Below are 19,906 nucleotides of genomic sequence, written 5' to 3'. Positions count from 1 at the left end.
GCCGTCGACGGCGCGCTCGGCGCGGAACTGCTCGGCGCTTTCAAGCGCATGATCGAAAACCCGATGGGCATGCTGGTGTAAGCCAGTCCCCGCAGGGCCTTGATCCGGCTTGCTCTTACGCCGCGTGGCCCTGCGATCACCGACTTGTCAGGCCGGCAGCTCGCGCAAATCCCGACCCGGTGCTTGAAGCCGCCGTCATTTCGTTCCACATCGGGCGCAATGAACGGCAAGATACGGGAATGGTTTCGGAATTGGCGATGGGCCGTGGTCGCATCGCTATTCCTGCATGCCCTGATCGCAGCGTTCCTCTTCTTTGGCCTGCCGAGACCGCCGCAACTGCCCGAACAGCAGGAACAGCCGGTCAACGTCGCGATCGTGCCGCCGCCCGATCAGCCCAAGCCGAAGCCCGCCCCAAAGCCGCCGCAGCCGACGCCTGAAAAGAAGGTTGAAAAGCCGCCTGAGCAGCCTGTGCAAAAGCCACCGCCTCCGCAGCCGCCGAAACCGCAGGACATCCCGGTTTTGAAGCGCGTTTTCCAATATGGCGAGAAGGATACCGGCCCGCAGAAAGCTCCCGACGGCGGCGGCGTGCCAGCCAACGCGCCGTCGCCGGCCAAGGATGAACCCGCGAAGCCCCCTGTCGCATCGCAGCCCGTGCCGAACCAATCCGCTCCGCCCGCAGCGCCTGAGCAGCAGGCGGACACCAACAAGGCTCAAGAGAAGCCGGTAACCACCGCGCCGGACGAGAAACCCGCGCAAAGCGAGGAGAAGCAGGCGACCGAGGGCACCGATAAACAGCAGCCGGAAAAGCAGGAGGCAGCTCCGCAGACCGCCGAAAAGCAAGCTGCCGAAGCGCCAAAGCCGTTGGCGGCCGAAACCGGCGACAAGCCTGCGCCAGCCGAAAAGGCAAGGCCTAAGCCTTCCAAGACGACGAAGTTCAAATCCGCAAGAGCCTTGAGAGCGCCAAGCGCGAATCCGGGTAGGTCAAACCCCGCCGACAGCGAGGTCGCGGGATCGCCGATCTATTCCGGCCTGCCGGGCGTCAGAAAACTTTACTCGCCGGGTGCGACCGGCAACGCACTAGCCACAAGCTCGATGGAGAACGTGCCGCGCGATCAGCGCGTTGCCAACCTTTGTGCCAACGTCCTGAACCAGGAATTGCAAAGTGCCGATTACGCGCCGAAATGGCTGCCGACCATTCCCCTGAAGCAGGGCAATGTTCTCAATCCTACGCAGACCGCCTTCAGCACCACAACCCAATGGTACGATCTGAGCTTCCGCTGCGAGGTCGACGCCGATGCGACGAGGGTCCTGTCCTTCAATTTCCGTGTGGGGGGACCGGTCCCGCCCGGTGAGTGGACCCGGCGTCGCTTCCCCAGTCTCCGCTAGTCAGGCCGGGACACCCAGCCTGCCCAACTCCCGGCTGACTTCGTGCCAGTCGGCGCAAACGAAATCCGCCCCGGCGGCCTTCAGCCGCGCGCCATGCTCGGAATAGGTATGTCCGCCACCGGTATAGCCGATCGCGATCATGCCGGCCGCCACCGCCCCCTGGACGCCAAAAGGCGAGTCTTCGACCACGATGCAGTCGGCCGGTTTCGCGCCCATCTTCTCGGCGGCGTAGAGGAAGATGTCGGGCGCCGGCTTGCCGTTTTTCACCATCGAGGAGGAGAAGATCGCCTCGCCGAAGAAGCGCGACAGTCCGGTCACCGACAGGCTGTGGTTGATGCGTTCGACCGACGACGATGAGGCGACGCAGCGGTCTCCGGCAAGCGCGCTCAGGAACGGCGCTATCCCTGACGTCGGCTTCAACTCCTCGGAGAAGAGCAGCTTGGTCTCGGCCCAGATGTCGCCGTCGGCCGCCGGGGGGAACTGGTGGCCGGTCAGTTCCTTGATCTTCACGATAATGTCAGCCTGCTTCATGCCGATGCACTGTGCGATGATGCCGCCATGGACGCCGGGCATGCCGTGTTTCTCGTAGACGCGCTCATAGGCCTTGGCGGCCAGCGGCTCGCTGTCGACGAGAACGCCGTCGCAGTCGAAAATCATCAGTCTAGCTTGCGCCACGCGCCACTCCCGGCCTCGGTTCGAACCCGCACATCGCTATCGATAAAAAGTCAGATGTTCAATAGTAAGGCGGCTGCGACTCCAACGCTTCAAAGCTGGCGCAGCGCCTCGCTGACCGGCGAGGCTCCGAGCGCGCGCTGCATGGCCTGGCGCGACTGGGCGCGGTCCGGCGTGATCCAGTTGGGCTCCGCGCCGAGGAAGCGGTCGAGGAAGGCCACTGCATAGGCGGGCATTTCCGTCGCGTTCTCGCGGTAGGACCACCAGGTGCGCAGGTCGTCGGCGCATTTGTCGATGCTGGGCGCCGTGCCGAACTCCTGCTCGTGCACAGCCAGGATCGCGGACACGCAGTAGTTGGTATAGAGAAAACCTTCCGGCCAGAAGCGCACGATTTCCACCGTGCCGGCATTGGCTTCGGTCTCGATCATTTCCGTCAGACCTGAGACCTCCCGCGCCGGCGCCTGCCGAATCAGCTCGCGCAGCACCAGCCCCGCGGCAAAGACGATGAAGTCCGCGCGGTCGACCGCAGCGAATCGCTTCTGCGCTTCCATGACTTCGATCCAGTCGAGAAAGGCACGCGTCAGCTTGGCCTCGTCGATCTCGAAGCGAACGCCGAAGGTCTCGGACACCACCTTCGCGCTGCTGCGGAACGTGGCGCGAAACCAGCGCAACTGCCGCAGCCGATGGCGAAGGTCCGGCATAAGCGCGAGTTCGTGCCTGAAAGGCAGATCCATGTCTTATTATCCCGTTTGACGACAGGCTAGCACAGGCGCTGCCGATGCCGAAATCGGCCAGCCGGCTGTGGAGCGTTATGGCGGCTAATATAATACATGTTGACATTCGAGGAAACAAATGTTCTCACTTTCGGGTCGTCTCGGCTCCGTTCAATATGTGCCGGGGGAAAGCGACTCGGGAGGAAACCGAAATGGCCATCTGGCAGTGGGCGCTGCTTCTGCTGTTTGTTGTCTGGGCGCTGCAATCGCTCGGTGTCTGGCTGCAGATGCGGCATTATTCGGACGTCTTCAAAGGTGTCACGGCCCAGTACAAGGACGGGTTCGTCGGCGCGGGCAATTTCCGCGGACGGCTCGCCAAGGGCACGATTGCGCTGATTGTCGTGACACCGGATCTCATCGTGCGCCGCATGATGGTCATGAGCGGCCGTTCGGTGCTGACCAAGTTCAAGCGACATGAAGAATTCGAGGGCATCCCCCTCGATCGACTCCGGTCCAACCCTGCGATCATGGGGGAGGGGGAACCCGGTATGGCCGAGGCCGTGAAACGGGCGATCGAGCAGATCGACCGCGCGCGGTCGGAGCCGGGGAAGAAGCCGGGCCTGTCCGGCTTGAACGTAGCAAGGGCATAAAACGGACGCCGGCAGCCGGCTGGGAATGACCGGCAGGGGTCATAAGGAGGAGAAATGTCTGTAATTACATTATTGGCGCAGCATGCCGACCTGGCGGTGCACAACCTGCATGTCGCAGGCACCATGGTCTCGGATGCTGCCTGGCACGGCAAGCTCGGCGTCGAGCATGCCACCGATCATCTCGTAGTCCTGGCGCAGGCGACGACCGACAACGCGCCGGTCACCGCCGATCAGCTCAAGGAACAGCTGAAGAACGTGCAGCAGGAAGAGCAGCTCGGCTGGCTGACCGCCATCGGCAAGTATTTCATCGGCATCTTCCAAAAGGGCGGCGAAGTGTTCGCAGGCTTCGTCACCGGCATCATCCCGACCCTGGTCGTGCTGATGACGGCCTTTTACGCCGTGACCGAACTGGTCGGCGAGGAGCGCGTCCACGGCCTGGCGCGTGGCGCCGGCCGCATCGCGCTGACCCGCTATACGGTGCTGCCGGTCCTGTCGGTGTTCTTCCTCACCAACCCGATGGCCTACACCTTCGGCTCTTTCCTGGAAGAAAAGCACAAGCCTGCCTTCTATGACGCTGCAGTATCCTATGTGCATCCGCCGCTCGGCCTCTTCCCGCACATCAACCCCGGCGAATATTTCGTCTGGGGCGGCATGCTGGTCGCGCTGCTCGACCTCGAGAAGCGGGGCGTCATCGCCAACGGCTATCACGTCAAGGTGGCCATCTGGTACGCCATCGTCGGCCTCGTTGTCATCCTGCTGAAGGGCATCCTGACCGAGCGAATCACCGCCATCATGGCACGCCGCCAGGGCGTCGAGCTCTAAGGGCGGGAGGACACCATGGCCAAGACATACAAGGCAGTAAAGATCTCGAAGGGCTCCACCGGTTGGGGCGGCCCTCTGGTCATCGAGCCGACCGAACAGCGCAACAAGGTCGTCTCGGTAACCGGCGGCGGCATCCATCCGGTGGCACAGCTCATCGCCGACATGACCGGGGCCCAGGCCGTCGACGGCTTCAAGTCGCCGCCGATCGAAAGCGAGATGGCGGTCGTCGTCGTCGACTGCGGCGGCACGGCGCGCTGCGGTGTCTATCCGCGCAAGCGTATCCCGACCGTCAACCTGACGCCGGTCGGCCAGGCGGGCCCGCTCGCCCAGTTCATCACGGAAGACATCTACGTTTCGGGCGTGAAGCCGGCCAACGTCACAATGGCGGACGGATCCGAAGCGGTCACCACTGCAGGGGGAGCAGCAACGATGGGTTCAAGCAACAACACCACTGCCAGGGCGGCCGAGCCGCTGCCGAGCGAAGGCGGGCTTATCGGCCTGATCAGCTCCATCGGCCGCGTCATGGGTCGCGTGGTCGGTATCTTCTTCAATTCCGGCCGCCGCACCATCGATCAGGTCGTCCGCAACGTGCTGCCCTTCATGGCCTTCGTAACCATGCTGATCGGCCTGATCCTCTATACCGGCATCGGCGACGTGCTGGCGCAGCCGATGGGTCCGCTCGCCAACAACATCGTCGGCCTGCTGGTCATCTCGGCCATCTGCGGCCTGCCGTTCCTGTCGCCCATCCTGGGGCCAGGCGCGGTCATCGCCCAGGTCATCGGTGTCGCCATCATCGGCCCGCAGATCGCCAACGGCACCATCTCGCCCGCAATGGCGCTGCCGGCGCTGTTTGCCTACAACACCCAGGTGGGTTGCGATTTCGTTCCCGTCGGTCTGGCGCTCGGTGAGGCCAAGCCGAAGACGATCGAAATCGGTGTGCCGGCGGTGCTCATCAGCCGCCAGATCATGGGCCCGGTCTCCGTGCTGATCGCATGGGTCGTCTCCCTGATCGTGTTCTAAACCAGTAGTAAAACGAGGTTCGCCATATGTCGGTTCTTCTCAAGACACGGGTCACGGCAATAGGACCCGAAGTGGCGGACCTCGCCGAGGGCGGCGTGGTCATCCTGTTCGCGGACGGCTCGCCTCCCGAACTGGCCGAAGTCTCCGTGCTGCACAAGACGGAGGAAGGCCCGAGCGACAACGGGCCAGCGAAAGGCGCGTCGATCACGCTCGGACCGGTTTCGGCTGTTATAACGGCCGTTGGCGACACGGCCTGGAGCAAGGTCCGCGAAATGGGCCATGTCGTGATCTCCTTCAATGGGGCGTCAGAGGCCGAAAGGCCGGGCGAGGTTTGCGCGTCCGAGGTCGATACCGGAGCGCTCGTGGCAGCCCTGACACCGGGCGCTGTCATCACCATCGCCGCCTGATAATATCCGCGCTGTCTGTCGACGGCGCCCAAACCTAGAGTATTGCTATGGAACGCTCGACCATCGTCAGAGTGCACGAAGGTTTGCATGCCCGTCCTGCCACGCGGTTCGTGAAACTCGCCAAGGGTTTCGAGTCCGATGTCGAGCTAGTCAAGGACGGCAAGGCGGTCAGTGCCAAGAGCTCGGTCAAGCTGATGCTCCTGGCGGTCAAGGAAAACCAGGAAGTCACCGTGCGCGCCAACGGCGCCGACGCGATCGAGGCGATCGAGGCGCTGATCGGCTATCTAGAGAACCCGCGCGCCGGCCTCGACGACGAGGGTGAGGCCGGTGAAGCTGGTTCGGAAACCGCGGCCGCGGCGCCCGCTCCCGAGGCCGTGCCGACTGTCGCCGCGGTGGCGGATGGAACCCCGAAACTTCAAGGCGTCGCCGCCAGCGAGGGCGTGGCGATCGGGCCGGCCTTCGCCCATTTCCCACCGGAGATCGAGGGACCGGGCAGGCGCCTGCAGGCCGATGAGATCGAAGCTGAGCTCGAGCGCTTCCGCGACGCCGTCGCCAGCGTCCAGGCGCGCATGGATCGCACGCTTGCCGAGAACAATCTCTCCGCCGGCGACCGTGGCATCGTCGTGGCACTGCGCGACATCGCCGCCGACGACAGCCTGACCGGCGAGGTCGAAAGGCTGATCAAAGGCGGTGACGACGCGGTCTCCGCGGTCATTGCGGCCGCGGCCACCATCGCCGCCGATTTCAGCGCCGTCGACGATCATTATCTCAACGCCCGTGCCGACGACGTCCACGCCGTCGGCCGGCAGATCTGCCTGGTGCTGCTCGGCCAGGACGAGGTCAGCCTTGAAACCATTCCGCAGGGCGCGGTCCTCATTGCCGAGGATATCGGCGCCTGGGACCTGGCGCGCGCGCCGCTGAAGCGCATTGGCGGCGTAGTCTGCGGCCATGGCGGCGCCACCTCGCATATCGCCATCATCGCCCGTTCGCACGGCATCCCGGCCGTGCTGGGTCTAGGCGACAAGGTCAACGGGTTGCGCACCGCCCGGGAGGTGGCGATCGACGGCAATGCCGGGCATGTGATCGTCGATCCGGACGAGACGGTGCGCGCCAACTTCACCCGGCGTGTCGAAGCCGCGGCGCAGGAACGCGCCGGGCTGAAGGTGTTCAAGGGCTTGACGCCTACCCGCGCGGACGGCACGGTGATCGAGGTCGCGGCCAATATCGGCTCGCTGGAAGAGATCGAGGCGGCGCAGGAAGCCGGCGCCATGGGCGTCGGCCTGTTTCGCACCGAGCTGCTCTTCATGCGCCATATGCATCTGCCGTCGGAAGACATGCAGGCCGAGACCTACAGCGCGCTGGCCAAGGCGTTTGCGCCGCATTCGGTCATCGTGCGCACGCTCGATATCGGCGGCGACAAGCCGATCGCCGGCATCGAATTCCCCGATGAGGAAAACCCCTTCCTCGGCTGGCGCGGCATCCGCATGTGCCTGGACCGGCCCGACATCTTCAAGCGTCAGTTGCGGGCGCTGCTCCGGGCAGCCGTTCATGGCAACATCAAGGTGATGCTGCCGATGGTTTCGGAGATCGCGGAGGTGACGCGCACCCGCGCGCTGGTCGCGGAATGCGCGGCTGAACTCAAGGCCGAAGGCGTGCCGCACGCGAGCTTCGACCTTGGCGTGATGATCGAGACGCCGGCCGCCGTGCTGATCGCGCCCGCGCTGGCGAAGGAAGTGGCGTTCTTCTCGATCGGCACCAACGATCTGACCCAGTACATCATGGCTGCCGACCGCCTCAATCCGACTGTCGCCAAGCTCAATGACGTCACCAATCCGGCGGTGATGTCGGCGATCGAGCTGACGGCCAAGGCGGGCGTCGCCGCCGGCATCATGGTGGGCATGTGCGGCGAGGCCGCCGGCCGCCCGGACCTGATCCCGACTTTCGTCGGGATGGGCCTGACCGAGCTCAGCATGAGCCCTGCCTCGATTCAGCGCGCCAAGAAGACGATCGCGGCCATGGCGGCCGAGCGGTAGCGGATAATTCGCGGCGGTTACGTCAGATGCGCGAGCAGGGTGGCGAGAACCGGTGTCAGTTCCTGGACGGCATTGGCCTGGGCGCAGGCCAGTCGGATGCGGTCCTCCCGCACTTCGGCCGCCAGCACGGCGATCTCGAGAATATCGGGCTCGGGCGTGCCTCCGTCCGCCTTGGTCGCCAGTCCGCAGGCAAGCACTACGGGCGCAAGGCACCTGATGTCGAGAGACCGGTCGCCGGCGATCGCCGGACCCGTCCCGATTTCGCCAGGCTGGACCGGACGGTGGTTGAGGCATTCGACGAGGAGAGCCGCGCAGACCGCAGCGACCTGGTCCGTGGAGGCCGTTTCCGCCGTCGCGCCAGCCAGAAGATCCGGGTGGCGCTTGCGCATCGCGACATGCACGGCGGAAAAGCTCGCTTCGTGAACGCGGGGATTGTCGATGCCGTAGCCGGCGAGAACCGCGCGTGTCAGATAATACATGTCACGCCTGAACTGACGTTCGCCGCCGATCTGCCGGTCTTCACCGCCTTGCGGGAAATAGGCCCGCAAGCTTTTTACGGTCGTGCCGTCGACCTTGAGCGGTCGGGAATGCGGAACAAAGGATTCGGCGATCGTCAGCGCCTCATCCACCGCGCTCGCGGCATGACCGAGCAGGCTGCGGCCCGGAAAGGGCGGCAGGTTGCTCGCGATGTCGTGCGAGCTTTCGCCGGCGCTGTCGTGGCGGCTTTGTCGGATCGCGTCGCGCAGTTCCCGAAGCCGGTCCTTCAGGTTGGCGCGGACATCCTCGGAGATTTGTCGCAGCATCGCCAATCGCCTCGAAATGCTGAAGCCGTTCACGGCTTGGGGCGCCAGTCGCCCTATCTAGATTGTTCGTCTCGCTTGGTAGATCAATAGACGATATTTAACCAGCATGCAGAATCGGCGAGGCGGTGTCATCGCCGGAGTTGGAGGGGAACTTGGGCAGGCGACGGCAGGGCGAACCAGAAAACGGCAGTGCGGCTGCCGAGGCATCCGAGCAGGTCGTCAGCGAAAGCCGGACCGACCGGCTCAGGATCCGCGCCGCCTGGATGTATTTCGTCGAGCAGATGACGCAAAACGAGATCGCCGACGTGCTCGGCGTTGGCCGCGTCACCATCGTGCGCATGCTGGCCGAGGCGAGGGCGCGCAACGAGGTGAAGATCACCATCGAGAGCGAGCTCCTGGAGATCGTGCGGCTGGAGCGCGCGCTGGAAAGGACCTTCGGCCTGCAGCAGGCGCTGGTCGCGCCACTCACCGATCCCAAGGCCGATCCGATCCCGGCGATCGCCGCCAAGACCGGCATGTTCCTATCCGATGCGATGAAATCCGGCATGCGGGTCGGCGTCGGCTGGGGCGTGACGCTGTTCAACACCTTGCCCTTCATCAGCGCCAAATCGCTGACCGATTTCAGTGTTATCTCGTTGCTTGGCGGCGTCGGCGTCGCGCGGCGGGTCAACCCGGCGGAATTCGCCTGGCGCTTTGCCCAGATATTCCAGGGCGACGGCTATCTGATGCCGACGCCGGCCGTCGTCGACAGCGTCGAGACCAAGATCGCGCTGGTCGAGCGCTGCGGCCTGCAGGAGATCTTCGAGATGGCCGATGCGCTCGATGCCGTGCTGCTCAGCGTCGGCGGCATTGCGTCGGCCACAACCTTCTCGCGCGGCGGCTTCCTCAAGGAAGCGGACCGCGAGGCCCTGCTGGCGCGCGGCGCCGTCGGTGACCTTCTGTTCCATTTCTACGACCGCAACGGCGACCTGGTCGACCATCCCGTCAACAGCCACGTGATGTCGGTGGACGTCGACCGCCTGCGCAAGGCGCCGATCCGCATCCTCACCTCCGGCGGCGAGGAGAAGACCGATGCGCTGCTCGGCGCCATGAACCTGATCGCGCCGACCATCTTGATCACCGACGAGGAAAGCGCGCGCCGCATGCTTTCGGCGCATGGGACCGGCCTAGAAGTATCATCCTGAAATAGCCGCGGAATTCGGTTGACCCGCACTGCCTTATCACGATACATCGCCACTCGGTCCGGAGTGTAGCGCAGCCCGGTAGCGCACTTGACTGGGGGTCAAGGGGTCGTCGGTTCGAATCCGGCCACTCCGACCATTTTTCCAAGACTTGCCCCTGACGGGAATCCCGTTTTTGGCGACGAATCTGGCGTTGTGGCCGGACTCTCGGCCTGCCTTCCCAGATTCCGCATTCTCCCGCTCGCGCGGTGGAACAAACGCCAGCCACCATGGTTCGGCGTGCGAGTCTCTGGAGGGATGAATGATCAGCAAGCTCAGCATCGCAGTCCCGTGCGCGTTCGTCGTTGCTGCGGCCAGTCTCAGCGCGTTTTCGGATCCGCTGCCGCCCGACGTCACCTATCGGCCGCTGCCGAGCCAACCTTTTTCCGTGGTAAAAGCGGATGACGAGGCTCAGAAGGCCGGTGTTATGGACCGGCAGAAAAAGCTGCTCGATCAGCGTTACGACCTGACCGATCATCCGATTCCCGGCGTGATGATGACGGGCGGCAAAAAAGCCGTGCAGGGCGGCGTCAGGGTCAAGCTTGCGGAGGGGCAGAGCTGGGACAAGCTTGCCTCGATAAGTCCGGCCGAGATTCGTGACCGTGCCCTGTTGCCGGCGGGTTTCTTGCCGTTGCCCCACGTCAAGCAGGCGACCGGCGGCCAGGTTTTCCCGGAAGAAGAGATTAGCGAGATCAGCAGGCAGGAGGGACGGGATCTTCGGCGCTTCGACGTCGATTTCGATCTGCCGGACCGGATGACGCCGGAATTTCCGCCGCCAATCTTCCTCACCACCCATCCGGAACTTGGCGATGTCTCACGCGGCCAACTGCTGACAATTCGCAACTACTACGAAATCATGAACGGCATCATCACGCCGGTGCAGATGGAAGGATTGCGGCTGTTGCTGACGCCGTTTCCGCAAGAGGAGTTCAACCAGACCGAAGACCGCAAGGTTGCCGGCCAGAGCATGGGCGTCGCGTGCCTCGATTGCCATGCGAACTTCAACACCAATGCCGCCTTCCACCAGACGCCGGACATCAGGCCGCAGGCGGCTCGCTTCCGCCTCGACACCACCAGCCTGCGCGGCCTGTTCAACCAGCAAATCCACGGGTCGAAGCGATCGCTTCGGTCGGTCGAGGACTTCACCGAATTCGAGCAGCGCACCGCCTATTTCAACGGAGATCATGTCAGCGCCACTCGCAAGGGCGTCAATCTGCCCGACCGCACCAATCAGGTGGCCATGATGGCGCAGATGCAGAACATCATCGATTTTCCGCCTGCACCCAAGCTCGATCCGTTCGGGCGTCTCGACCCGTCCCTGGCGACGGCCGAGGAATTGAAGGGCGAGGCGGTCTTCATGGGCAAAGGACGCTGTTCGCAGTGTCACAATCCGCAGACGTCCTTCATGGACAACAACATGCACGACTTGAAGCTCGAGCGTTTCTACAAGCCGGGGCAGACCGTCAACGACATGGTCGAGCTTCCCGACGGTCCGATCAAGACTTTTACCCTGCGCGGCATCAAGGATACGCCGCCTTACATGCACGATGGACGCTTGATGACGCTCGCCGACACAGTCGAGTTCTTCAACCTGGTACTCGGCACCAAGCTCGATCAGTCGGAAAAGGACGCGCTGGTCGCCTATCTGCTCGTGCTGTGAGAAGGCACGCCGTGAAGACCGCGCCGGCTTCGCGAAGGGAGATTCATATGCGCCTGTTTGCAGTTGTCCTGGCCTTGGTACTCGCCCCGGCTGTTCCAGCCGGTGCTCAATTTGGCAACCCGGCTGGAATGGCGCCGGACACGCTGAAGAAGTCGCCCGGCCAACCCATGGCTCACCAAACTAATTATCAGGACCGGTTGTTTGCGCAACTCGTTGCTGCCGGCGGTTTGGCTGAGGTCCGCTTTGGTGAGCTTGCCGGAAAATCGAAAAATGCCGACGTGAAAGATTTTGCCCGCAGGATGATCGATGACCATCGCATGGCCAATGACCGCCTGAAGCAGTTGGCTACGGCAAGCAAGATCCCGCTGCCGGAGGGACTGGATGACGAGCAGGAGCAGATGCGCGTCGAGCTGGAGAAACTTACGGATGAGGCGTTCGATTTGGCTTATATCAGCGGCCAAATCGTCGATCACCAGAAAACGGTCCAACTGCTGGAATGGGAAATCGATTCCGGTCAGGACGCCGATATACAGCGCTTCGCCGCGGACACGCTGCCGGTTGTCTTGGAACATTTGCGGATGGCCGGAAACATTAAGGCCAAGTTGATCAATCCGCAGGTGGCGGATGCATCGAAAGCCTCCAAAAAATAGCGAGTTCCAGGCACTTGGCCAACGCCGGCGAGTGTCAAAGCGCCACCCCGACCCGATCGTATAGCGAGCCAGGTGATCGGTCGCTCTCCGGGCGCCGGCAAAGCGCCCCCAATCGCCAATGTAACCAAATTCTTTCGGCCGGTTAGGCGCCCAGAGAGCATACCATGCGAACTATTTCGTCTTGCAGTTTTCATCAGCTTGGGCTGCTGCTGTCTTGCCGCCTTGCTGTTGTGCTTCGACGTCTTGCTGTGAGGTTGCAAGGTTCTTGTTGCCAGCTCCTTCCTGGGAAGCCAGAGGCATGGTGCTTCCGTCCTTCTGAGCTGCCTTCTTGTCGACCTGCGGAGCCGGAGGCTGAAGCGGTGCGCGAGTGCCGTCCTTCGAGATTCCGGCAGTTCGGGTCTGGTCAGTGCCAGCTGAATTGCTAGGGCAGGCCGCAAATACTGGCCCGGCGAGCACTGTGCACGTTGCTGCCAAAATCAACACTAGTCGTTTCATGATGCTCATCCTTCTTTTGGAGTGTCATGACGGATAACCCTGCAGCGGTTCCCGTTGTTCCGAAGAGGAACCCACGACGATTGGCTGAGAACGTGTGCGCACCAGGCACGGACATTTCTGGTCCGCGGCGTCTCTGGCGGCGACTGCGCCTTCTATGTTGATCAGCGATTTGGGGTCGTTTGCGCGACCGCTGCCAGTCGCAATTCCCGCTGGTGCCGGTACTCCAGCGCGATCGCGCCCCAAACCAGTCCCATAAGCAGATAGAGATGGCGCCAGTGGTCGATGTCGATGAACGTGCCGAGGCCGATATTGCCGAGATAGGCGACATAGGCGCAAAGCAGGTAAGGCTGCCACGGCCGGTCGCGCAACAGGATGCGGAAACCGGCGCCGATCGTCCAGAGCGTCAGCGTGAGGAACGAGACGAAGCCGAGCCAGCCGTAATCCATCAGCGCCTTCAGCCAGATGTCGTGGGTGTCCTCGCCATAGATCGTGCCGAACACCAGCGGGCCGATGCCGAACGGGTGCTCCATCGCCAGCTGAAAGCCGATCGTGTAGCGGGCGAATCGGCCGAGCCGCGCCGAATCGTAGCTCTGCTCGAGTTGCGCGCGCTGCGTGAACATGTCCGACACGCCGGGCAGTTGCAGGATGATCAGGAAAGCGATGATCAACAGCGCCACGGCCGCGACCGTCATCACCACGACCCGCAGCCGGAACTTGCCGCTGGCGCTCTGCAGGAAGAGGCATGCGGTGAGCAGCACCGCCGACACCGCGAACATGCCCCAGGCGCCGCGCGAGAAGGAGAAGAAGATGCCGGCGGTGATGATGAGCAGCGGCGCCGCCAGAAGCGGCATGCGCGACACCGGGTCGGTGAGCAGCAGATAGAGCAGATAGGTGCCGGGCAGCACAAGGAACGGCCCGAACACGTTCGGGTCCTGGAAGGCGCCGGCCGCGCGGTCGTATTTGGTGAACATTTCCGCGCCGGGAAAGGCATGAAAATAGCCGGCGATGCCGAGCAGCGACGTCGCCACTGCCGAAACGGCATAGGCGACGAAGATCAGCCGGTAGAGGCTGGGTTGGACCGATGTCACCGAGGCGAAAAACACCGCGCTGAACGCGAGAAACAGCGAGACGGCGAGATAGAGTGGCGTATTGGCGAGATCCGCCATTTGCGTCATGGCGATCATGCCGCCGATATTCATCGCCACCAGAAGTACCAGCAGCGGCACGATCGCACGCGAGATCCGAAGCCCGAACAGCGCCCAGACCGCGATCAGCCCGGCCATGTAGATTTCGTAAGGCGCGGGCTCGCTGATGACGAAGCCGGAAAGCAGGATTCCGATGCCGATCGCCACCGAGGCGATCAGAGAGATCAGCTTGGCGTTGACCGCCTGCGGCGGCAACTTGTTGACCGCCGAAGCCGGCAACTTGTTGACCGCCGAAGCCGGCAACTTGTTGACCGCCGAAGCCGGCAACCCGCCGACTGTCAACTCATGGGCGACGGCGCTCAATAGGCGTTTTCCGTGTTGAGGAGGCGGATCGGCGTCAGGAACAGAATGCGCAGGTCGAACAGCATCGACCAGTTCTCGATGTAATAGAGGTCGTATTCGGTGCGCATGCGGATCTTTTCATTGGTGTCCATCTCGCCGCGCCAGCCATTGATCTGCGCCCAGCCGGTGACGCCGGGCTTGACCTTGTGGCGCGCAAAATAGCCGTCGACCACTTCGTTGTAGAGCAGATTGTGCGATTGCGCGGCGATGGCATGCGGGCGCGGCCCGACCAGCGACAGCGAGCCGAGCAGCGAGTTGAAGAATTGCGGCAGCTCGTCGATCGAGGTCTTGCGGATGAAGCGGCCGACGCGGGTGACGCGCGGGTCGTTCTTGGTCACCGTCTGCTTGGCGGTCGGGTCCGACCGGTCGGCATACATCGAGCGGAACTTGTAGACCTCGATGATCTCGTTGTTGAAGCCGTGCCGCTTCTGCTTGAACAGCACCGGGCCCTTGCTGTCGAGCTTGATGGCGATCGCGGTGGCGAGCATCACCGGCGAGAAGAGGATGATGCCGACAAGCGAGAAGACGATGTCGAAGGCGCGCTTGGCGACCGAATCCCAGTCGTTGATCGGCTTGTCGAAGATGTCGAGCATCGGCACCGAGCCGATATAGGAGTAGGCGCGCGGCCGGAACTGCAGCGCGTTCGAATGCGCCGAGAGCCGGATGTCGACCGGCAGCACCCAGAGTTTCTTGAGCAACTGCAAGACGCGCGATTCGGCGGTCAGCGGCAGCGACACGATCAGCATGTCGATGCGCGCGATGCGGGCGAATTCGATGAGCTCCGAGATCGTGCCGAGCTTCGGATAGCCGGCGACGATCGGTGGCGAGCGCTTATCGTTGCGGTCGTCGAAGATGCCGCAGATGCGGATGTCGTTGTAAGGTTGCTTCTCGACCGAGCGGATCAGCTGTTCGGCCGCCTTGCCGCCGCCGACGATGAGGGCGCGGCGCTCCATGCGGCCGTCGCGCGCCCAGCGGCGGATCAGCCTCGACATCACCAGTCTCAGGCCGAAGACCAGCACGAAGCCGACCACGAACCAGGTGCCGAACAGCAGCCGCGAATAGTCTTCCGAGGCCTTGATGGCGAAGGCGGTGAGCGCCATCAGCGCGAAGCTGCCGGCCCAGACAAGCAGCACGCGGCCGAAATTGGCAAGCGGGCGCATCAGCGCCGCGATCTGGTAGCTGTCGGTCACGTCGAGCAGCACCACGGCCAGGAACGACGTCGCCGCGATCGCCAGCGGATATTGCCAGGCCAGATAGCTGAAGAATCCGACATAGTAGAAATAGACGCCGAGCCCCGAGAGGAACAGCACCGCGAACTCGACCATCCGCAACACGCCGCTGACCATGATCGGCGACATCGTATCGCGCCGGTATTGCGAGGCGACCTGGCGCGCCACATCGTTGATGCCGCCGGGCTTTCCGCCATCGGCGGGAGCATCGTAGTTGCGCACCGCATCTATGGAAAAGCGGTGCGCGGGGTCGATCTCATTCATGGGAACTGTCCGCGAGCTTCGCGAAGCTGCATAGCAAAAGAGAGCTAAGAAAGACTTGAAACAACCGGTGGTTTTGAAGCTGTCGGGCCGGCCGCAGCTATTTGTTCAACGCGGCAAAATAGGCCTTCTCAATCTCGGCGGCCATCACATCGGCTCCGAATCGGGTCTTGAGCTCGTCTATCTGCGGCATCGCCTTCCGGTACGTGTCGCGGTCGCCGAACACTGTTTCCATTTTGCCTGCGAGCTGCGCGGGATCCGGCCGGATCAGGGCAGGGGAGCCGTCGCCGAAGATTTCCGGAATGCCGCCGACCGCGGTCGCGATCATCGGCATGCCGGCGGCCAAAGCCTCGAGCACGATATAAGGCATCGCTTCCGCCCGGGACGGCACCACGACCAGCCCGGCCAGCGCGAACGCGTCTCTTGCCGGCATGGGCGGCAGGAAACGGACATGGCTCTTCAGGCCGAGTCGCTCCGCCTGCGCATGGTAGCGCGGCAGGTCGTCGCCGTCTCCGACCATGACGGCGCTCAGCGGACGGCCCAGCTCGCTGCCGGCCAAGGCCAGGGCATCGATGAAGATATCCGGGCCTTTCAGATCGCGCATCATGCCGATGTATAGAAAGTCGGCGGCATTCGCCGCCGTCGCCACCGGTTCGAATTCGGCGGCGCGCAGGCCGTTATAGACAAGCGTGTTGGGTATAGGCGGCTCGCCGACCTTGCGCCGGTAAGTGCTGCGCTCATAGTCGGAAACGAACAGCAGGCAGTCGGTGAAGCGCGCCATGAAACGCTCCAGGCCGAAGAACAGCTTTCCGGTCGCCGTCGTTTCGTCATAGTGGAGGGAGCCGCCATGCGGCGAATAAAGGCGGGCCACGCGAGACCTTGAAACCCGCAACAGTGAGCCGAACAGCCGGGCATAGGCGCCACCCTTGGCGCCATGCCCATGCAGCACGTCCGGCCGCAATTCCTTGATGATTCGATAGGTGCGCCAAGCCGAGGCGATGTCGCCGGGCCCGACATGACGCTGCATCGGCGTGCGATGGATGCCGAGCGCGAGGCTGTCCTTCATCGCCTCGAAGAGCCGCTCCTCGTAGTCGCCGCCGGTCGTCGAGTCGCAGACGATGCCCACCGCATGGCCGGCGGCGACCTGCGCCTCGGTCAGGTCGCGCACATGCCGGAAGATCCCTCCGACAGGTGAGCGGAAGCAGTGGACGATCCTGAGATTCACCGTCACGTCGGATTCAGAACAGGCGTTCGCGGACGTAGACGGTGTCGCCGGGCAGGAGCGGATCGGACGTCAGCACCCGTCCGGTCATCACCTTGCCGTTGATGTCGCGGGTGATGTCGACGCTCTCCTGATTGGCGCGCGGCGTGAAGCCGCCGGCGATGGCGACCGCCTTTTGCACCGTGAGTCCCGGCACATAGGAATACTGGCCGGCAGCGCCCACTTCGCCCATGACGAAGATCGGCCGGTAGCGGTCGATTTCGACCGAAACGTCGGGATCGCGCAGATAGCCTTGGCGCAGCTTGTCGGCGATCTCCTTTTCCAGTTGCTGCGCGGTGTGGCCGCGCGCCGGCACTGCGCCGACCAGCGGGAAGGAAAGATAGCCGGACTGGTCGACGCTGTAGGTGTTGGTCAATCCGTCCTGCTCGAACACCGTGACACGGACGCGATCGCCGGCGCCGAGCCGGTAGGGCTGGTCGAGCACCTCATGAAAGGCGGCAGGCGCCGGGCGGTAGCTCGAGCAACCGGTGAGCAGCGACAGGGCAAGCAAAGCGCGAAAGAGGGAAGCAGTGCTTTTCATGACCGGCCAGGAACCTTCATCGCTCTTGCCGCAAGCCGCGGCACAACCCCAGGAAAGTGCGACCGTTATCATCCTGTTAGGGTTAATGGGCGGTAAAGGAGTGCGGTCCGGGACCGCGTCGATCTGCAAAAAGCCCAATTGTTCTATTGATTTCCAGCAGTCTTCTTTGAGCGCCCTCTAATAGGCATGCATTCTGATCTTAACGGGTGAGTTACCATAGTTGTTTACGGTCCAGCTCGACTCAAAGTTCGGAGCAGGATGCATGTCCGTTCAGTCCGCGGCCGCTGATGTCGACGTCGACCTGAGGCAGCTTTTCGCCAGCCTGGCGCGAAACTGGCTGCGCATTGTTCTCGTGACCCTCGCGGTCACTGGATTTGCCTTCGCTTTGGCCTGGCTCGCGACGCCTTACTATAAGGCGACGGCCAAGCTGGAGATCGGCTCGCGCGAATCGGAATATACCCGGCCGCCGGGCACCAACGACGATGACAAGCCAATTCTCGACGAACAGGGCGTGGCTACCCAGGTCCAGATCATTTCCTCGCCCGACATCCTCAAGCAGGTGGCGACCAAGCTCAACCTGGACAAGCTGCCGGAGTTTGACGAAACGCTGAAGATGTCGGCGCTCGGGCGCATGCTCGTTCTTGTCGGCCTGAAAAGCGATCCCTTCGATATTCCGCCGGAAGAGCGCGTGCTGAATGCCATGCACGACAAGCTCAACGTGTACGCCGTTGAAAAGACTCGTGCGATCGCCATCGAGTTCGCCTCGAAGGATCCCAAGCTTGCCGCTGACATCGCGAACGGCATCGCCAACGCCTATATCGCCTCGAAGAGCGACGCCAAGCTCGAATCGAACGCCGCCGCTACCGACTTCCTGGCGCCGGAAATCGCCGACCTGCAGAATCGCGTGAAGGACGCCGAGGCCAAGGTCGCGGCCTTCCGTGCGCAGTCCGACCTTCTGATGGGCGGGAACAATGCGGTGCTGCCGACTCAGCAGCTCGCCGAGCTATCGAGCGAGTTGTCGCGCGTGCGCGCCAGCCGCGCCGCCGCCGAGGCGAGTGCCGAGAGCGTGCGCCGGGCGCTGCAGAATGGGGGTTCGCTGGACAGCGTCCCGGAAGTCCTGTCCTCCGAGCTGATCCAGCGCCTGCGTGAGCGCCAGGTGGAGCTCCGGGCCAATATTGCCGACCTTTCCACGACGCTGCTGGACAATCATCCGCGCATTCGCGCCCTGAAGTCCCAGCTTGCCGACCTCGACGGCCAGATTCGCAATGAGGCGCAAAAGATCATCCGAGGCCTGTCGGCCCAGGCTCAGACGGCCAAGGCTCGCGAGGATCAGCTGGTCGCGGACGTCAACACGCTGAAAGCCGCTTCGGCGCGCGCCGGCGAGCAGCAGGTGCAGCTGGACGCCTTGCAGCGCGACGCGAACGTTCAGCGCCAACAGCTTGAATCCTATATGGCAAGTTACAATGCGGTGGCCTCGCGCAAGGACCGCAAATACTCGCCCGTCGCGGTGAGCCTGATTGCAAGCGCCCAGATCCCGTCCCAGCCCTACTTCCCGAAGATCGGACCCATCACCGGCGCCGCCGCAGCCGCTTCGCTGCTGCTGATGGCGATCGGCACGCTGCTGGCGGAGCTGTTCTCCGGCCGCGCCATGCGTCCGGCTGCCGGCGCCCGCTTCACCGATATCGAGCAGGTGGCGATGCCTGCGGTCAGGGTGGAACCCATGGTCGCCGGGACCCGTGACGAGGGGCGGGCGTTTGCGCCTTACGAGGAAGCCGCTGCAGGACATTCGATCGCCGAAGCGGAGCTCCCGAGACCGGCCGAAAGCGAGCCGGCCAAGGATCGTGCAAGCGCAGTGGAGGCCTCCGAGCCGAGCGAATCGACACCTGAACGAAGGCAGTCCAGGCTCGGCGAGATCGATGTCGAGAAGGCTGCTGAGAAGCTGATCGCCTCAGGCGCCGCTCGGGCGATCTTCGTGTCGCCGGAAGGCGACGAGGCGGCCGCGTCCGCCGTGCTCGTGGCGCGGGAAGTATCCGACGCCGGCCTGCGCGTGCTGCTGCTCGATCTCACTGCATCGGGTGCGGCGACGCGGCCGATGCTGGACTCGAGCCTCTTTCCGGGCATCACCAATCTGCTCGCTTCCGAGGCGCAGTTCAGCGACGTCATCCATCCCGATCTCTATTCGGACGCGCATGTCATTCCGGTCGGCACCGCCGACCCGGTCCGCGCCATGCGCGCCGCCGACCGGTTGCCCATCATCATGCAGTCGCTGACTACGGCCTACGACCTCGTCGTTGTCGAATGCGGCCCGGCCGATGCGCAGGGCATCAGTCGTTTGGTCGGCGACGGCACCGAAGTCTTCCTGTCGATGCTGGAAGCCGACGACCAGGTGACGCAGGCCGCGGTGAAGCTGATCGAGAACGGCTATCCGGACGTCACGCTGGTCACACCGGTCGGCCATGAACCGGTAGATCCATTGCCCGGACGCCGGTCGGCCGCATAAGACCGAAGACCGGGACCGCGACGAATGGGGCCCAAC

The 19,906-nt window shown here is 63.5% G+C and carries 19 protein-coding genes and 1 tRNA gene; 11 read left to right on the top strand and 9 right to left on the bottom strand.

What is annotated here, in order from left to right:
• Positions 1-230: hypothetical protein (locus tag FJW06_RS30415; protein WP_210238997.1), on the bottom strand; the 230-nt coding region annotated here is incomplete at its 3' end.
• Here FJW06_RS30415 and FJW06_RS27250 point away from each other — a divergent pair.
• On the top strand, positions 220-1,386 hold the full coding sequence (locus tag FJW06_RS27250; RefSeq protein ID WP_140756375.1) for a DUF930 domain-containing protein: 1,167 nt from the start codon (positions 220-222) through the stop codon (positions 1,384-1,386). The genes FJW06_RS30415 and FJW06_RS27250 overlap by 11 nt on opposite strands.
• Here FJW06_RS27250 and FJW06_RS27245 read toward each other — a convergent pair whose 3' ends face one another.
• Both FJW06_RS27245 and FJW06_RS27240 read right to left on the bottom strand, forming a co-directional pair.
• Positions 1,387-2,061, bottom strand: a complete 675-nt coding sequence (locus FJW06_RS27245; RefSeq protein WP_140756373.1) for an HAD family phosphatase — start codon at positions 2,059-2,061, stop codon at positions 1,387-1,389. It lies immediately after the preceding gene.
• A gap of 89 nt (positions 2,062-2,150) precedes the next feature.
• Positions 2,151-2,792: a hypothetical protein gene (locus FJW06_RS27240; RefSeq protein ID WP_140756371.1), complete on the bottom strand. Its 642-nt coding sequence runs from the start codon at positions 2,790-2,792 to the stop codon at positions 2,151-2,153.
• A 191-nt stretch (positions 2,793-2,983) separates the two neighbouring features.
• Between FJW06_RS27240 and FJW06_RS27235 the strand changes: the two genes are divergently transcribed.
• Genes FJW06_RS27235 through ptsP form a run of 5 tightly spaced genes read left to right on the top strand, consistent with a single transcriptional unit; the run spans position 2,984 to position 7,703 of the window.
• Positions 2,984-3,421 (top strand): transcriptional regulator GutM, encoded by a 438-nt coding sequence (locus tag FJW06_RS27235; protein WP_140756369.1) that lies wholly within the window; start codon positions 2,984-2,986, stop codon positions 3,419-3,421.
• Positions 3,422-3,475: 54 nt separating this feature from the next.
• Positions 3,476-4,243: a PTS glucitol/sorbitol transporter subunit IIC gene (locus FJW06_RS27230; RefSeq protein WP_041008501.1), complete on the top strand. Its 768-nt coding sequence runs from the start codon at positions 3,476-3,478 to the stop codon at positions 4,241-4,243.
• 15 nt (positions 4,244-4,258) lie between these two features.
• The gene (locus FJW06_RS27225) at positions 4,259-5,263 is read left to right on the top strand and encodes a PTS glucitol/sorbitol transporter subunit IIB (RefSeq protein WP_140756367.1); all 1,005 of its coding nucleotides are present in this window, start codon (positions 4,259-4,261) and stop codon (positions 5,261-5,263) included.
• 26 nt (positions 5,264-5,289) lie between these two features.
• A complete protein-coding gene (locus FJW06_RS27220) occupies positions 5,290-5,670 on the top strand; it encodes a PTS glucitol/sorbitol transporter subunit IIA (RefSeq protein WP_140756365.1) in 381 nt (126 codons plus the stop codon).
• 47 nt (positions 5,671-5,717) lie between these two features.
• A complete protein-coding gene (gene ptsP / locus FJW06_RS27215; protein ID WP_140756363.1) occupies positions 5,718-7,703 on the top strand; it encodes a phosphoenolpyruvate--protein phosphotransferase in 1,986 nt (661 codons plus the stop codon).
• Between the two features lie 17 nt (positions 7,704-7,720).
• On the opposite strand, the gene FJW06_RS27210 is transcribed toward ptsP, so the two are convergent.
• Entirely contained in the window at positions 7,721-8,506 is a 786-nt protein-coding gene (locus FJW06_RS27210) for a hypothetical protein (RefSeq protein WP_140756361.1), read from the bottom strand.
• A 152-nt stretch (positions 8,507-8,658) separates the two neighbouring features.
• Between FJW06_RS27210 and FJW06_RS27205 the strand changes: the two genes are divergently transcribed.
• From FJW06_RS27205 to FJW06_RS27190, 4 genes are all read left to right on the top strand, one after another.
• A complete protein-coding gene (locus FJW06_RS27205; protein ID WP_140756359.1) occupies positions 8,659-9,690 on the top strand; it encodes a sugar-binding transcriptional regulator in 1,032 nt (343 codons plus the stop codon).
• A gap of 59 nt (positions 9,691-9,749) precedes the next feature.
• A tRNA-Pro gene (locus FJW06_RS27200) sits at positions 9,750-9,826 on the top strand.
• 162 nt (positions 9,827-9,988) lie between these two features.
• Complete coding sequence (locus FJW06_RS27195; protein WP_140756357.1) at positions 9,989-11,386, top strand: cytochrome B6; 1,398 nt, start codon at positions 9,989-9,991, stop codon at positions 11,384-11,386.
• 47 nt (positions 11,387-11,433) lie between these two features.
• Positions 11,434-12,036 carry a DUF4142 domain-containing protein gene (locus FJW06_RS27190; RefSeq protein ID WP_140756355.1) on the top strand — a complete coding sequence of 201 codons (603 nt, stop codon included), beginning with the start codon at positions 11,434-11,436 and terminating at the stop codon, positions 12,034-12,036.
• A 171-nt stretch (positions 12,037-12,207) separates the two neighbouring features.
• Here the strand turns inward: FJW06_RS27190 and FJW06_RS27185 are convergent, their stop codons facing one another.
• From FJW06_RS27185 to FJW06_RS27165, 5 genes are all read right to left on the bottom strand, one after another.
• The gene (locus tag FJW06_RS27185; protein WP_181178614.1) at positions 12,208-12,531 is read right to left on the bottom strand and encodes a hypothetical protein; all 324 of its coding nucleotides are present in this window, start codon (positions 12,529-12,531) and stop codon (positions 12,208-12,210) included.
• 161 nt (positions 12,532-12,692) lie between these two features.
• The gene (locus FJW06_RS27180) at positions 12,693-13,931 is read right to left on the bottom strand and encodes an O-antigen ligase family protein (protein WP_140756381.1); all 1,239 of its coding nucleotides are present in this window, start codon (positions 13,929-13,931) and stop codon (positions 12,693-12,695) included.
• A gap of 104 nt (positions 13,932-14,035) precedes the next feature.
• The gene (locus FJW06_RS27175; protein ID WP_140756353.1) at positions 14,036-15,571 is read right to left on the bottom strand and encodes an undecaprenyl-phosphate glucose phosphotransferase; all 1,536 of its coding nucleotides are present in this window, start codon (positions 15,569-15,571) and stop codon (positions 14,036-14,038) included.
• A gap of 97 nt (positions 15,572-15,668) precedes the next feature.
• Complete coding sequence (locus FJW06_RS27170) at positions 15,669-16,799, bottom strand: glycosyltransferase (RefSeq protein WP_140756351.1); 1,131 nt, start codon at positions 16,797-16,799, stop codon at positions 15,669-15,671.
• A gap of 7 nt (positions 16,800-16,806) precedes the next feature.
• Positions 16,807-17,370: a polysaccharide biosynthesis/export family protein gene (locus FJW06_RS27165; protein ID WP_042643955.1), complete on the bottom strand. Its 564-nt coding sequence runs from the start codon at positions 17,368-17,370 to the stop codon at positions 16,807-16,809.
• 262 nt (positions 17,371-17,632) lie between these two features.
• On the opposite strand from FJW06_RS27165, the gene FJW06_RS27160 reads away from it, so the two are divergent.
• Entirely contained in the window at positions 17,633-19,870 is a 2,238-nt protein-coding gene (locus tag FJW06_RS27160) for an exopolysaccharide transport family protein (RefSeq protein ID WP_140756349.1), read from the top strand.
• The last annotated feature ends 36 nt before the right edge of the window (positions 19,871-19,906 follow it).

The organism is Mesorhizobium sp. B4-1-3 (assembly GCF_006439355.1).
Classification (GTDB): Bacteria; Pseudomonadota; Alphaproteobacteria; order Rhizobiales; family Rhizobiaceae; genus Mesorhizobium.
Note: the sequence above shows the minus strand (reverse complement) of the source record. Positions and strands in the feature narration are given on the sequence as shown.